12 protein-coding genes are annotated in these 16,098 nt (G+C 40.6%); 9 read left to right on the top strand and 3 right to left on the bottom strand.

The window, feature by feature from the left end:
* The first annotated feature begins 741 nt into the window (after positions 1-741).
* Positions 742-1,509, top strand: a complete 768-nt coding sequence (locus M5A78_RS16860; RefSeq protein ID WP_248736445.1) for a 3-hydroxyacyl-CoA dehydrogenase — start codon at positions 742-744, stop codon at positions 1,507-1,509.
* A 62-nt stretch (positions 1,510-1,571) separates the two neighbouring features.
* Here M5A78_RS16860 and M5A78_RS16855 read toward each other — a convergent pair whose 3' ends face one another.
* Complete coding sequence (locus M5A78_RS16855; RefSeq protein WP_248736444.1) at positions 1,572-2,564, bottom strand: Gfo/Idh/MocA family protein; 993 nt, start codon at positions 2,562-2,564, stop codon at positions 1,572-1,574.
* A 244-nt stretch (positions 2,565-2,808) separates the two neighbouring features.
* Here M5A78_RS16855 and M5A78_RS16850 point away from each other — a divergent pair, with 244 nt between their 5' ends.
* On the top strand, positions 2,809-3,627 hold the full coding sequence (locus M5A78_RS16850; RefSeq protein WP_248736443.1) for a lipid II flippase family protein: 819 nt from the start codon (positions 2,809-2,811) through the stop codon (positions 3,625-3,627).
* Between the two features lie 177 nt (positions 3,628-3,804).
* On the opposite strand, the gene M5A78_RS16845 is transcribed toward M5A78_RS16850, so the two are convergent.
* Positions 3,805-4,011 (bottom strand): zinc ribbon domain-containing protein, encoded by a 207-nt coding sequence (locus M5A78_RS16845; protein ID WP_248736488.1) that lies wholly within the window; start codon positions 4,009-4,011, stop codon positions 3,805-3,807.
* Positions 4,012-4,159: 148 nt separating this feature from the next.
* Between M5A78_RS16845 and M5A78_RS16840 the strand changes: the two genes are divergently transcribed.
* The 6 genes from M5A78_RS16840 to M5A78_RS16815 all read left to right on the top strand — a co-directional run bounded on the left by M5A78_RS16840 (position 4,160) and on the right by M5A78_RS16815 (position 13,003).
* A complete protein-coding gene (locus tag M5A78_RS16840) occupies positions 4,160-5,917 on the top strand; it encodes a sigma 54-interacting transcriptional regulator (protein ID WP_248736442.1) in 1,758 nt (585 codons plus the stop codon).
* 250 nt (positions 5,918-6,167) lie between these two features.
* A complete protein-coding gene (locus M5A78_RS16835) occupies positions 6,168-7,694 on the top strand; it encodes an acyl-CoA synthetase (RefSeq protein ID WP_248736441.1) in 1,527 nt (508 codons plus the stop codon).
* Between the two features lie 213 nt (positions 7,695-7,907).
* Complete coding sequence (locus M5A78_RS16830) at positions 7,908-9,053, top strand: acyl-CoA dehydrogenase family protein (RefSeq protein WP_248736440.1); 1,146 nt, start codon at positions 7,908-7,910, stop codon at positions 9,051-9,053.
* Positions 9,054-9,126: 73 nt separating this feature from the next.
* Positions 9,127-10,284 (top strand): thiolase family protein, encoded by a 1,158-nt coding sequence (locus tag M5A78_RS16825; RefSeq protein WP_248736439.1) that lies wholly within the window; start codon positions 9,127-9,129, stop codon positions 10,282-10,284.
* 34 nt (positions 10,285-10,318) lie between these two features.
* Positions 10,319-11,893, top strand: a complete 1,575-nt coding sequence (locus M5A78_RS16820) for a fatty acid--CoA ligase (protein ID WP_248736438.1) — start codon at positions 10,319-10,321, stop codon at positions 11,891-11,893.
* A 12-nt stretch (positions 11,894-11,905) separates the two neighbouring features.
* Positions 11,906-13,003: a CaiB/BaiF CoA transferase family protein gene (locus tag M5A78_RS16815; protein WP_319942309.1), complete on the top strand. Its 1,098-nt coding sequence runs from the start codon at positions 11,906-11,908 to the stop codon at positions 13,001-13,003.
* Between the two features lie 45 nt (positions 13,004-13,048).
* On the opposite strand, the gene M5A78_RS16810 is transcribed toward M5A78_RS16815, so the two are convergent.
* Entirely contained in the window at positions 13,049-13,687 is a 639-nt protein-coding gene (locus M5A78_RS16810) for an HAD family hydrolase (protein WP_406603717.1), read from the bottom strand.
* A 181-nt stretch (positions 13,688-13,868) separates the two neighbouring features.
* Here M5A78_RS16810 and recQ point away from each other — a divergent pair, with 181 nt between their 5' ends.
* Positions 13,869-15,998 (top strand): DNA helicase RecQ, encoded by a 2,130-nt coding sequence (recQ, locus tag M5A78_RS16805; RefSeq protein ID WP_248736436.1) that lies wholly within the window; start codon positions 13,869-13,871, stop codon positions 15,996-15,998.
* Positions 15,999-16,098: the final 100 nt, after the last annotated feature.

Genomic DNA, 16,098 nt, shown 5'->3' with positions numbered 1-16,098 from the left:
CTCGACCTGTCCGAATAGGACCGGGATTCAGACAGGCTTTCGTTTTTGAGCCCTCGACCTGTCCGAATAGGACCGGTATTCAGACAGGATTTCACTTTTTGGCCCACGACCTGTCCGAATAGGACCGGGATTCAGACAGGATTTCACTTTTGGGCCCTCGACCTGTCCGAATATGACTGGGATTCAGACAGGTTTTCGTTATCTGACCCTTGCCCTGTCCGAATACGAATCAATAATTCACTGAAAACACAATATAATCCTTTTGGTAGTTGATTGTTTTGTTCACGATGATCTCATATAGGAGACACATCTTCATAGTGGTAGTGATTTCTCGTCCCATCCCACTATTCCAATGTATGTGATGTTTTTTCAATCAATAGAGCTTTTGTTAAGGAACATTATAAAAGAATAGCTATCAAAACAAACTCAAGGATTTTCCTAAGTTATTTAGCTGCGAAGTTTGAATTAATTATCGAACTTTGTTATAAAGGATTAATCTTTTTTACAAAGCTACAAAAGCATGGTTTCCAAGAAAAAGGTCAGGACCTCATTTTAGTTATGAGGCCTGACCTATTTTGTTTTTACGGCTGTACATTTTCTGGGCATTTTTGTTTAAAAACTGTCCAAACGATATACATTTTAAAGCAGTGTTCACTCCAACCATCTTATTCATCTGTAAATTTCTTCTGGCATAAATCTTGCAAAATAATAAAATAGAATTCTTTTAAGGGGGTTACTTATATGCAAATTCAGGCATGTCGTGCAATCGTGACAGGTGGTGCATCAGGACTCGGGGAGGCAACGGTTCGCTCCATGGTTAGAAGTGGTGGAAAAGCAGTCATTTTTGACCAGTCAGAAGAAAAGGGAAAGCAACTTGAAAACGAATTAGGAGAAGACGTTTTATTTTTAAAGACTGATGTCACAAACGAAGAGGATATTCAGGAAGTGGTCAATAAAGCCGCAGAATTTATGGGTGGATTAAATACTGTAGTGAATTGTGCTGGGATTGGAATTGCGGAGAAGGTACTCGGGAGAAATGGCGGTCATAATCTTGAACTTTTTTCTAGAGTGATCAATGTGAATTTAATCGGAACCTTCAATGTGATTCGGTTGGCAGCCGAGAAAATGACTAGCAATGAAGTAAATGATCAGAACGAAAGAGGCGTCATTATTAATACCGCTTCGGTGGCCGCCTTTGACGGACAAATTGGCCAGGCAGCATATAGTGCATCAAAAGGCGGTATCGTTGGAATGACCTTGCCGATTGCTAGAGAACTTGCCCGCTACGGAATTCGAGTGATGACCATTGCTCCAGGGCTTTTCCACACGCCAATGTTTGATACACTACCAGAAGAAGCTAGGGATTCACTTGGGAAAATGGTGCCGTTCCCTTCAAGACTTGGATATCCAAGCGAATACGCCCAGCTTGTTCAAAGTATTATTGAAAATCCGATGCTTAATGGAGAAACGATTCGGCTTGATGGAGCAATTCGAATGCAGCCGAGATAGAGTGATAGAAAGAGGAGGTGCAAGCCTTCTCTTTTTTTGAAGAATGCTCCTCTAAAAAATTCCTACAACAACTTAGACAGAATACGATCGCAGAGTGCCATTGTATTCACATTATCACGCCCACTTGAAGTTGGTGTTTCCCCGCTTTTACAACAGTCAATAAAATGAGCCATTTCCCCAACGAAGCCTCGTAAATAGAGATCTCTGTAGGCTCCAGACATTGGAGAAGCAGATGGTGTAAATACAGTGTCTGTCTCTTTAAGAGATTTCCATGGTAGATCATCAAATGTTTGTGACTCATGAACTGTTAGCGTATTTACTTCATCAGCAAAGGCAAATCCGTGATCAAACGTAACAAGCATATTTTCACTTTCACGCGACCATGCTGTCATCCCAACCAAATAAAGGCTCCCAACGACGCCATTTTCAAACTTTAACGAAATACTATGAGAAACAAATTCATTGTCACTATTTTTAAACCCTGTTACTTGGACTACTTCACCAAATAAATAGCGTACAAGATCAACAATATGTATAGCAGCAAACTTCATAAATTGTTCTTCATTTTTGCAAAACGGTGTGCTGTCCACTGCAAATCTTCCTTGAAACGATCGAACAGTGCCTAGTTTGCCGTTCGTAATTAACTCTTTTAACTTTGTATAACAAGGAGCATAACGTTTCATAAATCCAACCATTAAAGTAACACCAGCAGCTTCAGCAGCATCTGCCATTTCAGCAGCTTCTTCAGCACTCATCCCAAGTGGCTTATCCACATAAACATTTTTCCCAGCTTTGATACAATCAAGCACGAGAGAAGGATGATCTTCAGGTTGAGCAACCACCACCACTCCGTCACATTCTTCATTTTCTAACATCTTTTTATAGTCATCGTAAGGGGTACCATTGCTTCCAAAACGTTGAAGAGCAGCTTTGGAACGATCGATATTACGTGTAGAAATAGCTTGGATATTGGCTCCCGCTTCAATAACAGAAGGGTAAATGTTTGTTGATGCATGAAATCCTGCACCTATAAAACAGAGATTGGCTTTTTTCACAAGTATCGCTCCTATGTGTCTATTTTTAATAATGGATACCTTTATGTATCAAATCCAAAATATCATGAATTCCAATTATTTGTCCATTAAAGCGATAGTTTATGAACATATGAAAATTTGATCAATAAGTGGTCTTTCATAAAGAGAATTTAAAGAAAGTATTGATAAATTATTTTAGGGATTTTCCACTTTTTTCATATTGGTATATAATTCAAATTAGATAAATTTCTAAGGGGATCTAAATATGGAGTTAATAACGGGTAAACTAATTATCATTTCTATTTTTCTATTAATTGTAACAATGATTGAAACATTAGCCTATTCAACGAGGATTTCCGGAGCAAGAGTAAAACTAATTGCAACAGCATTGTCTTTATTTGGTACGTTAATTATTGTTTCAAGATTTTCTACCATGATTCATCAACCATTAACAGCAAAACTGATTGCTGAAGTACCTAAGGATGCAAACACATTACTTTTTATTGAAGAACAATATAGGATTCTAATTAGCATAACCTCAATTGGTGTTGTATTAGGAATTCTTCTTTTTCCAACATTCATAAATATTTTCTCTCGAGCTATTGTTCAACTATCAAATGAACGTGGTTCTGTGGTGTCAGTATTTTTTAAACAGCTTAATGCTAAAGGAATAAGAAAAGTATGGAAGTGTTTTACATTACCCAGGTTTTCATACCTAAAAGGAATTACGTTAAAAACAATTCCTAAACGTCTTTTTGTGATTAATGTCATTATTTCAGCTGTATTTACCGTTGGGGTCATTTCATCTATTTATGCATCATTGTTAGTTCCGACGAAATATGGTCAGGCTGCGCTTATGTCATCAGGGATAATAAATGGTATTGCGACGATTTTATTGTCCCTATTTATTGACCCTAAATCATCGGTGCTAGCTGATAGAGTCGTAAAAGATCAAAGTGTGTATATTTATTTAAAAAGTTATTCATTGACCATGGTTAGTTCAAAATTAGTCGGCACAGTAATGGCCCAACTGTTATTTATTCCAGCAGCCTATTATGTTGCTTGGTTTGCCAAATGGATTTAATAACAATTGATGAACTACCATGTGCATTCCGTAAAGTGCTGGTTTCTAAAAATGCTTGGTAGATACGACTACTGATAAAGAAATATTAAGTTATAAGGAGGCAATCACCTATTATTCTGATAAATTAGATACCTTATGGTGAACTAAAGGGAATCCCAGAGGAATTCCCTTTAGCAATCAACCGCCAAAGAATAGATCAATAATATTTGAAGCTGTGGAGGTTTTCTTGTTATAAAACTCGGAATAACCACATTTCTTGCAAAAAACTACCGTGAAGGAGTTGTTTTGAATATCAAACATTTTTGATAGACCCGATCCTGTCATGGCCACATCCTTTGTTCCCGTATCTCTGCTTCCACATTTAATACAACCTTTTTCGCTCATCATTTCACTCCTCTATTGAATCATACATACTATTTACGATTAAAAGGATAAAAAGTTTCTAGTTTTCAATCTTATATTGTTGAAATATTCAAAAATGTTCCGTAATTTTTGTTACAATAAAGATATGTGAAAATTGAGGAGTGATGACATGCTCCAATTTAAAGATATTATTACACCTATTGATTTTATTGTCACCGAGGAAACTACGCTAAAAGATGCGATTACACTTATGTACAAAAAGAAGTGGAACTTGCTCCCTGTCATTGACTCTTACAGGTATCCAGTTGGTGTTTTTACACGTAGCAGTTTACAACAAATGGTGACCGAAGAAATACCGCTTACGACTCCTATCAAAAACTACATAAAAAAACAAGTTGAAACGGTAAGAATCGATACCCCATATGAGAAAGTGGAAGAAATCGTAAAAGAAAGCAAGGTCGGAACGGGTGTTGTGATTGATGAATATAACCGGGTTGTTGGCATCCTCACGAAAACAGATATGGTGATGTCACTGCTGCAAACTTCACAAGAATTACAAACGATAAAAAAATTAAAGAGAACATTGGAAACAGCGATCGCTCACGCCTTTGATGGAATCGTGATGACAGACGAAAAGAAAATCATCACGATGGTCAGCCCGCCTTTACTGGAATTGTTTAATCTCCCATTAGAAGAGGTACTTTACAAGCCGGCAGCGAGGGTTTTGCCGCAGCTCCAATTAGAAAATGTCTATGAATCAGAAACAGCAGAGGTTAGCGGTTTTTTAGAGATTAATGGCATTAAATATATTGTTCACCGAATCCCTATCCTAGAGGATGGGAGAGTCATTGGAGCGATTGGCAAGGTTGTATTCCGTCAATTAAACGAGGTAAGTGAATTATTTAAAAAGCTGCAAAAGGCCGAAAATAAAGCAAATTTTTATCATCAGCAATTTCAAATGTCGGAAACAGCTAAGTTTACCTGGAACCATATTTTAAGTGTGGAACCATGTATGGAAAAATTGAAAAAAAGCGGGGAGAAAGCGGCTAAAGGCAGGTCAACTGTGCTCATCCGCGGCGAAAGTGGAACTGGTAAAGAGCTGTTTGCTCATTCGATTCATAACAGCAGTGCCAGAGGTACCGGTAAGTTTATCGTTGTTAATTGTGCCGCGATTCCCGAGGAACTGCTAGAATCAGAGTTTTTTGGCTATGACGAAGGGGCTTTTACGGGGGCACGGCAAAAAGGGAAACTTGGCAAGTTCGATTTGGCCAACGGAGGAACGCTTTTTCTTGATGAGATAGGTGATATGTCCCTAGCACTGCAGGCAAAGCTGCTGCGCGTCCTTCAAGAGCGGGAATTTTACCGGGTTGGCGGGACAATAACGATAAAAGTCGATGTACGAATTATTGCCGCTACTAACCGGAATTTGGAAGAAATGGTCAAGGACGGTCTTTTCAGAGAGGATTTATATTATCGCCTCAATGTAATTTCGTTAAATGTCCCACCACTAAGAGATCGTTTCTATGATATTGAACATTTGATTGGACAGTTCATGATTGAATTGAATCAAATTTTGGGGACAAGCATTACGGGAATCGAGGACCGAGCACGAGAAACGATGCTAGATTATGATTGGCCTGGCAATGTCCGTGAACTAAGAAATGTGATGGAACGGGCGATGACATTTGCTGAAAGTGGAAAAATTAAATTCGAAGATCTTCCAGATTATTTATTGAAGCAAGTTCCTATTAAAGAGCCTGATCTAAAGGTATCCCTTGTCGAAAATGCCGAACTCGAAGCAATTAAAAAAGCACTAGTTCAAGTGCGGGGGAATAAAGTAAAGGCAGCTAGATTGCTAGGAATCAGCCGCTCAGGATTATATGAAAAAATAAAGAAATACAAACTGAATGAAGGAAAATTCAGTTAGGAGTGTAGGAACAATGTGAAAGGTTCTGAGAATATTTATTGCAATCATCGGAGTATGCAAAGAGTCTTATTTTACGGTGTCCGTTTATTGGACACTTTTTTGTTTATCATGTGTATTGGAAATACATAGATCATCTAAGGAATAGCTAAGTATGAGCCAACATAGCTGCGGGATTAGTTTTCTGAATATTGGTACGAATATTGCAAGGTAAAGATTGGATACGATTAAAAGGGCAAAGGAGGAACGTCAAATGAATATCGGAAGTCTCTTGTCTCAAACTTCCCGCAAGTATCCAGAATTACTAGCAATCGAATGTGAAGGAAGAAGCTATACGTATCGCCAATTTAATGAAGAAGTAAACATGCTTGCCCATGGTCTGTTGGAGCAGGGAGTTAACAAAGGTGACAAATTTGCTTTAATGATGAAGAATTCGGAACACTTTGTGTTTACCTTTTTTGCTGCTGCCAAAATTGGTGCTGTCCTAGTCCCCATCAATTTTCGATTAACCACTACAGAGGTTCAGTACATTTTAGAACAATCGGATGCGACCATTGTGGTGTGTGACAAGGAATTTGAACAAACGATTGCTGAGGCGAAACAAGGAACGATTGTCCGTCAAGTGATTACAGTTGGTGAACCGGAAACTGTGGGCTTCTATTCCTATGAAAAAGTATTATCAGACAATATTAACGAACCAGATGTTGAGGTTTCCGAGACGGATGATGTAGAAATTTTATACACTTCGGGCACGACAGGTAGACCAAAGGGTGCCCTCTTTGATCATAGTCAAATTTTTAAAGTAGGAATTTCTGTCGTCATTAATATGGAGATAGGACAGCATGAGCGGATACTTCACCTCGCACCGCTATTCCATTCAGCTCAGCTAAACCTGTTCCTAATTTCCGGTGTTGCCCTTGGTTCAACTCACATAATCCATCGCGATTTCCATCCAGTTAAAACACTTCAAGTGATTCAAGAACATAAAATTACTCATCTATTTGCCGTACCAGCCATGTATAACTTTCTTCTCCAAGTACCCAATGCGGCCGATTACGATTTATCTTCTATTAAGAGAGTTGGATATGGTGCTGCTCCAATGGCGCCTGAACTTGTTAGAAGGAGCATGGAGCTATTTAAAACGGACCAATTTTATAATTTATGCGGTTTGACAGAAGCGGGACCAGGCGGGATTCTACTGGATCCAGAAGGACATAAACTCAAAGGTGGGAAACCAATCTTCATGACGGAAACAAGGGTTGTTAATGAAGAAGGTAGGGATGTTCTTCCGGGTGTGATTGGTGAATTTATTGTCCGCAGTCCGATGGTGATGAAGGAATATTATAAAAAACCGGAGGAAACGAAGAGCGCGTTGAAGGATGGCTGGCTTTATACAGGAGATTTAGCAACAATTGATGATGAGGGCTATATCACGTTAGTTGACAGGAAAAAGGACATGATTATCTCCGGCGGGGAAAATGTATATTCCGTTGAGGTGGAAGGTGTTCTTTTCGAGCATTCGGATATCCTCGACGCAGCCATTATCGGTTTACCGGATGAGGTCTGGGGAGAGGCCGTATGTGCAGTGATTGTCCCAAAAGAGGGCGCAATGATTGATGAGGCTGAACTGCGCAGTTTCTGCCGTCAGAAGCTGGCAGGCTATAAGGTTCCTAGAAAAATCTTTATTGAGCCGCAATTACCAAGAAATGCTTCAGGGAAAATCTTAAAATATCAGCTTCGTCAGAGCATGAATCAAATGAGCACTGAGAAATTGTTGTAGATTATCGGATTTATTGATAAGTAGTACGGATTTATGGATATGGACTTAGAATTTGTAGAAATCCATCCGAAAATGGTAGCTATCAACTAAAAAAAATCGAAGCTGTCGACCTAAAAAATATAGATACGTCAATTAAACAGGAATATCCACCAAGTTAACGTTCTGAAAATACCACAAGAAAGCGTTTTCAAACATGAAAGTGAGGTAAATAATATGAAGCATCCATACTTAAATGAAGATCATGAAATTTTTCGCCAGTCTTTAAGAAAGTTTTTGGAGAAAGAAGCATATCCCTTTTATGAACAGTGGGAGGAAGCACGGATGATTCCCCGGGCTTTTTGGAAGAAGATGGGCGGACAAGGCTTTCTTTGTCCTGATATCGATGAGCGATTCGGCGGAAGTGAGGTAGACTGGGGATTTGCGGTTGTTATTAATGAGGAGCTGGAACGAGTAGGCTCGGGGTTAGTTGGGTTTGGTCTCCATAATGATATTGTCGTGCCCTACATCACCTCGTACGGAACAGAAGAACAAAAGCAGCGTTGGCTGCCGAAGTGTGTCACTGGAGATATCATTACAGCGATTGCGATGACCGAGCCCGGTACTGGTTCTGACTTAGCTAATATCAAAACAACGGCTAAGCTTGAAGGTGACCACTATATTGTCAATGGCCAAAAGACGTTCATCACCAATGGTATCCAATCCGATCTCGTTGTAGTGGCTGTTAAGACCGACCTCCAAGTAGTTCCAAAACATAAAGGCGTCAGCCTGCTCGTCATTGAACGAGATACGCCCGGTTTTTCAAGAGGTAGAAAGCTAAACAAGGTTGGTTTGCATTGCCAAGATACTGCAGAACTAATTTTTGAGGATTGTAAAGTGCCAAAGGAAAACCTGCTTGGCGAGGAAGGCAAGGGCTTCCTTTATTTAATGGAAAAACTCCAACAGGAACGCCTACTTGTCGCGATAGGGGCACAAACTTCGTCAGAAGTCATGCTGAAAATGACTCTGGATTACGTGAAAAGTCGTGAAGCGTTCGGAAAACCAGTCGGACAGTTTCAAAATACACAGTTTAAAATGGTCGAAATGGCTACCGATATTGAAATGGGCAGAGCCTTTTTAGACCAATTAATTGCCGAACATATTGAAGGGAAAAACGTGGTGACGAAGGTATCGATGGCAAAATGGAAACTGACCGAAATCGCCAAGAAGATTGCATCGGAGTGTATGCAGCTCCATGGCGGTTACGGTTATATGGAAGAATACGAGATTGCTAGAAGGTTTCGTGATATACCGGTTTCGAGCATCTACGCCGGGACCAATGAAATTATGAAAACGATTATTGCAAAAAATTTAGGATTATAAAAAGGGAATGGAAAACTAAGCTATAAAAATGGTAGACAATTATCAAGAATTATAGAAAGAGAGGAATACACATATGCGTGAAGTAGTAATTGTCGAGGGTGTTCGCACCCCTCTAGGAAGAAGAAATGGAGTTTTAAAGGATATTCGCCCAGATGACCTAGCAGGGCAGACATTAAAGGAACTCGTCAGTCGAGCGGGGATTAATCCAGCGATTGTTGAGGATGTTATTTTAGGATGTGTCACCCAAGCAGGTGAACAAGCAGGCGATATTGCCAGAGTAGCTTCCCTAATTGCCGGCTTTCCAATCGAAGTTCCCGGGACAACAATTGATCGTCAATGCGGCTCGAGCCAACAGGCTGTTCACTTTGCTGCCCAGGCTATCCTTGCCGGTGATATGGAAGTGGTCATTGCCGGTGGGGTTGAGAGCATGTCTCGCGTTCCAATGGGTTCTAACTATAAAGGGGCAGAAGAACATTTTAGTCCAAAATTAACATCGAAGTATGAAATGATTCATCAAGGGCTATCAGCGGAACGGATTGCTGAAAACTACGGTTTTACAAGAGAAGAGCTTGATCAATTTTCGCTTGAGAGTCATCAAAAAGCACTAAAAGCCCAGGAAGAAGGCTATTTCTCAAGAGAAATTTTCCCGCTCGAAGTGAACCTCCCAGATGGAACACCAGCAGTTATTAAGGAAGATTCAGGACCAAGGAAAGGAACATCGCTAGAAGCGTTGGCTGGGTTGCGGACTTCCTTCAAGGAAGACGGAGTTATTCATGCAGGCAATTCCAGTCAAATTAGCGACGGGGCAGCAGCCTTATTACTGATGTCACGCGAAAAAGCGGAAGAACTCGGGCTTAAACCGCGATTCCGTGTTCATACCCGCGTGGTTGTTGGTTCAGATCCAACTTTGATGCTGACTGGACCGATTCCTGCTTCAAAAAAAGCACTAGAAAAATCAGGTCTATCGATTGATGATATTGATGTGTTTGAAGTCAACGAAGCGTTTGCCCCTGTTCCGCTTGCCTGGTTAAAAGACACGGGTGCTGACCCGGCGAAGTTGAATCCGAATGGTGGTGCGATTGCCCTTGGTCACCCGTTAGGCGGCAGCGGAGCTCGTTTAATGGTGACAATGATGCATGAGCTCGAGCGCACTGGTGGACGCTACGGATTGCAAACGATGTGTGAAGGTCATGGAATGGCCAACGCGACGATTATTGAGCGTTTAGATTAATAACATTGCATTTTCAAAAAATGGAGGCGAAATAATGACTATAACAATCGGAAAAATCTTTGATTTAACAGTGAAAAAGTTTCCGAACAAGGAAGCACTGTATGATGTTCGAAAAAATGTCCGCTACACCTATCACGAATGGAGTGAACAGGTCAATCGGCTTGCAAATGCCCTGATAAACGAAGGTGTGAAAAAAGGGGACCGCGTTTCCACGTTCATGTTTAATACCGAGGAATTAGGGACAGCCTTTTTTGCCTGTGCGAAAATCGGCGCCGTTTTTAATCCGATTAATTTCCGCCTCATGCCGGAGGAAGTGGCTTATATTTTATCTGATGCCGCTCCAAAGGTTGTTCTTTTTGAAAAAGCTTTAGAGCCTGTCGTTTCGGCAATAGCAAATCGCTTCGATAAAATCTCCTTCTGGTTTATTGATGAAGACAAACCTGAATACGCTGCCAGTTATCAAGAAAAAGTCGCCTCGGCATTAACCGAGGATATTCAAGTTGAAGTCGATGAGAACGATATCTATGCGTTTATATATACAAGTGGAACAACTGGAAGACCAAAAGGTGTTATGCATATTCATCGCAATATGGTGAACCAAAGCCTCCTTTGTATTGCTGCAAGTAAGATGGAAGCGGAAGATGTTGGTCTCGTGACCGCCCCGATGTTCCATTGCGCCGAACTGCATTGCGCTTTCCTGCCAAGGGTGCATATAGGTGCAAAAAATGTCATCTTGCACCAATTTAATCCAAAAGCAATTCTCTCATTAATTGAAAAAGAAAAGATTACAAGGTTCTTTGCGGCTCCGACGATGTGGAATATGCTCCTTCAAGAGGACTTGAGTCAATATGACTTATCAAGTTTGAAGCAAGGTTTATATGGTGCCGCTCCAATGGCTCCATCTCTTGTTCATGCTCTCCATGACCGTTTTGGGATCTCATTAGTTCAAGCCTATGGGATGACAGAAATGGGACCTGCGATTACCTTCTTGTCGGAGGCCGACCAGCTGCGAAAAGCGGGTTCTGCTGGACAGGCGGCACTAAATCATGATATCCGAATTGTCCGGACAAGAGAAGACGGGCCATCCGATCCTGATGATGTCGTTCCGGTGGGTGAAACCGGTGAGATTATTGTTCAAGGACCGTGTTTGATGACCGGCTATTTCAATCATGAGGAAGCGACGAAAAAAGCGATGTATAAAGGCTGGTACTATTCAAGAGACATTGGTTATCTCGATGAAGATGGTTTCCTGTTTGTGAATGACCGGGTTGACGACATGATTATCAGTGGTGGGGAAAACATTTATCCACGCGAGGTTGAGGATGTTTTACACGGACATCAAGGCGTCCTTGATGTCGCGGTAGTTGGCCAACCCGATGACCGCTGGGGCGAATCGGTAACCGCTTTTGTTGTAAAAAAAGATCAAACAATAACTGAGCAAGAGTTAGATGAATACTGCAAAAATAGTGAAAGTCTTGCAAACTATAAGCGCCCACGCAAATATGTTTTCTCAGAAGCACTGCCGCGTAATGCTAGCGGTAAAATTCAAAAATTTGTTCTTCGTAAGCAGCTGGAGGAGATTTTTACCCCAGGCTCAACTAATTCGTGAGAAAGGGGTCTGATGATGCTGCAAGGGGTAAAAGTCATTGATTTTACCAACTATCTGCCCGGACCTTATGCTACATTGAGATTAGCTGAAATGGGTGCAGAAATTATTAAGGTGGAACCGCCAGGAGGAGATCCTGCTCGAAATACGGGGATTTCTAAACGGGGAAATGGACTTGTTTTTCTCGCGAACAACCGCCAGAAAAAAAGCATAACCCTTAATTTAAAGGAAAAGGAAGGCGTCGAAACAACGTTAAAATTAATTGCCAATGCCGATGTTGTGATTGAGAGCTTCAGACCGGGAGTGATGGAGAAACTCGGACTCGGATATGAGGCAGTTCAAAAAGTGAAGTCTGATATCGTCTACTGTTCCATTTCTGGCTACGGTCAGGAAGGACTGTTGAGTAAACTTGGCAATCATGATCTCAATTACATGGCATTAAGTGGAGTCCTGGCTCAGTTAAAGGATAAACAAGGCAGGCCCATCCACCCCTCTATCACAATCGCGGATTATTTGGGTGGGTATGCAGCGAATGAACGGATTCTGGCTGGACTTGTTTCAAGATTTTTGTCGGGGCAAGGAAGCTATCATTCCATTTCTATCACCGATCAGTTGGTGTCATTACTGGGAAATCACGTCATGGTTGAACAAGAAACGGGTGAGGGTACAGGCATTAATGCTTTAAACGGAAGCATCATTTCATATGGATTATATGAAACAATGGACGAACGTTTTATGAGCTTAGGAGCGTTAGAGCCTAAGTTTTGGCAGAACTTTTGTAGTGCGCAAGGTCGTGAGGACTGGGTCCGGGCTCATTTTTCAAAAACGGATGAGTCTAACCCTGTTTTTCAAGAAATCACTGCTCTTTTTAAAAGAAAAACTTTTTATGAGTGGATTGAATTCGCTCAAAAGGTAGATTGCTGTATGGCACCCGTGCTTGAAGTCGGAGAACTTCAGGAAAATCCATATTTTAAAGAGAAGGAACTTATTTTTGCTTCTTCCTGGGGTGATTATCAAGTTAAAATGCATAGTGACCTAGATCAGGAATCGATTGCCCCACCGCCTAAAAAAGGCGAGCATAAAGATGAAATATTAAATAATATCCTGTTTTAAAAAAGCATAGACTGCCGGGGATCAATCGGCAGTCTAATTTTTCTCTTATTTGATTTTTTTAAAGCTAAAATCAAAAAATGATTCAGAACGAACAGCCTTTTCATGAAAGTTTAAAAAGGATGTAACCTGATTGGGGATAACGATGCATTCCATCCCAGCTTCGATTGCTGCAAGTGCTCCATTAAGCGAATCTTCTATTGCCAATGCCTCTTGTGGTTCCACTTGTAATTCTGCTAAAGCCTGTAAATAAAGTGCGGGATCGGGTTTAACTTTAGCTACATCTTCTTTTGTTTTTATCACCGAGAAATAATCCCAAAGTTCAAATTGTCTAAGGAATCCTTCCACCCATTCCCGAGATGAACTAGAAGCAAGTCCAATCTTATATCCAAGTTCCTTAGCTTCATCTAGTTTTTCTTTTACCCCTTCACGAACCTCTAAGATTCCCTTTTTTTCTAAAAAGCATTCTGTTGCTAAATTTTTTATTTCTTGTTTATCAATCTTCATTCCGGTTTGGTTTTCTATGTATAGAAAAAACCCCTCATCTGTGGTACCGATACATTTTGCAAATTCCGCTAGTGGCAATTCCATTTCATATGTTTCTTTCAGGATTTCCTGGTAAACTTCAAACCAAATCGTTTCAGTATCAATAATGGTTCCATCAAAATCAAAAATCACTGCTTTAATTGTCATATTTTCCTCCATTCTATAACACTCTTAATCTTTCAGAGTATCTTATAATAATAAGAGTTACAACATAATAATCTTTAACAAAACCTGAAAAATCAAGGTATAATATAGATAAGTTTACTAAAGCTATCTTAGCACAATTACATACATTATCCCCAAATTGAAAGGAGAAACCATCTTGTTTGAAAAAGCACTGCCCTTACTAGAATCGTATTTTGGCTATAGTGCCTTCCGGAAGGGCCAAGAGCAGGCCATCCATTCGGTAGTAGCTGGCCAAAATACCATTTGTGTCATGCCGACTGGCGGCGGAAAATCGATTTGCTATCAAATTCCAGCCCTTATCCTTCCGGGTACCACAATTGTCATATCCCCGCTCATCTCATTAATGAAGGACCAAGTAGATGCCCTCACTCAAATTGGTATCCCAGCGACATTTATCAATAGCTCCCTAAATTTTAATGAGGCAAATGAAAGGATGCGTGAGGCAAAGCGAGGAAAATATAAATTACTCTACATTGCACCGGAACGTTTGGAATCGTACGACTTTCTTGAAGATCTTAATCAGATGGAAATCCCCTTAGTTGCTGTCGATGAAGCTCATTGTATTTCACAATGGGGCCATGATTTCCGTCCAAGTTATCGCCATATCCAACAAATGATCGATAGCTTGCCGCAAAGGCCGAATGTTCTTGCTTTAACGGCGACCGCGACGCCAAGAGTCCGTGAGGATATTTGTCATCTGCTAAATATTGATGAAAGAAATACGATTATCACAGGATTTGAACGGGAAAACCTTTCTTTTTCAGTCATTAAAGGACAGGACCGGGTGAAGTATCTTCAAGATTATCTTAAAAAGAATGACAAAGAAGCAGGGATTATTTACGCGGCAACTAGGAAAAACGTCGACCAGCTCTATGAAAGGCTGCGGAAGGAAAACATCAATGTTGCTAGGTATCATGCGGGGATGGGGGATGTGGACCGTGCTCGCGAGCAGGAACGATTTTTAGAAGATAAAGCTTCAGTCATGGTCGCAACCTCTGCCTTCGGGATGGGGATTGATAAATCCAATATCCGCTATGTTCTTCACTACCAACTACCGAAAAATATGGAGAGCTATTACCAGGAAGCTGGCCGTGCCGGTCGTGATGGACTAAAAAGTGAATGCATTCTGCTTTATTCCCCTCAAGATGTGCAAATTCAACGTTTCTTAATTGATCAATCGATTGATAGAAGTCGAATCACACAAGAGTTGGAAAAACTGCAGCAGATGGTGGATTATTGCCATACGGAAAACTGTCTGCAGGAATTTATTTTAAACTATTTTGGTGAAGAAGAAACTGAGCCTTGTGAAAGATGTGGAAATTGCACGGATTCCAGGACAAGGATTGATGTAACAAAGGAAGCACAAATGACAATGTCCTGTGTCATTAGGATGGGACAGAGATTTGGAAAAACACTCATTGCCCAGGTGCTGACCGGCTCAAAAAATAAAAAAGTAACCGAGCTAGGATTTGATCGGCTTTCAACCTATGGAATCATGAAGGACCAAGGGGCGAAGGAAGTCAGTGATTTTATTGAATTTTTAATTTCTCAGGAGTTAATCGCGATTGAACAGGGGCAGTTTCCTACTCTTTATGTTTCCCAAAAAGGAAAAGATATTTTACTTGGCAAGGAGCAAGTCTTTCGCAGAGAGACAGTCCAGGTTAAACAGGTTTCGAAGAATGATCCATTGTTTGAAGAATTAAGAGAAGTTCGGAAGCGGATTGCGGAAACAGAAAAAGTTCCGCCATTTGTGATTTTCTCTGATGCCGCGCTTAAGGATATGTGTGCTAAGCAGTCAAAAACCAACGAAGAGTTTTTACAGGTCAGCGGTGTTGGGGAACATAAGTTGAATAAATATGGACTTGAATTTATTCAAGCTATCCGTGCTTTTTTAGAAGGTCATCCAGATTATCAGAGCGAAATCCAAATAGAATCGGCAATACCGAAAAAGACAGCCAAAAAAGCGGTAACTGATTCCCATTTGGAGACATTTTCCTTCCATCAAAAGCACTTATCTATAAAGGAAATTGCTGAACAACGTGAACTCGCTATCAGCACCGTGGAAAGCCATTTGCTCCAATGTGCCCAGCAAGGATTAGATGTCGACTTCTCTAGCCTTGTTCCTAGTGAGTATATTCCTCTTTTAGAAAAGGCGGTGGAAGAAGCTGGGCGTGAACGCTTAAAACCAATTAAGGAACTTCTTCCAGAGGAAGTCAGCTATTTTATTATAAAAGTTTTTCTGTATTATTTGAGTAAAAATAAATAAAGCGGCAAATGGTTGGACAAGACGTCCAGCCATTTTTATGTCCATACTTTTATTAGTAATCCAGGTAAAATATGCTAATATTAAACTATCAAATTAGATA

Origin of the sequence: Neobacillus rhizosphaerae (assembly GCF_937468385.1) — a bacterium.
In the GTDB taxonomy this organism is placed as follows: domain Bacteria; phylum Bacillota; class Bacilli; order Bacillales; family Cytobacillaceae; genus Neobacillus; species Neobacillus rhizosphaerae.
The sequence above is the reverse complement of the archived record's forward strand: the minus strand, read 5'-3'. Positions and strand labels throughout refer to the sequence as shown.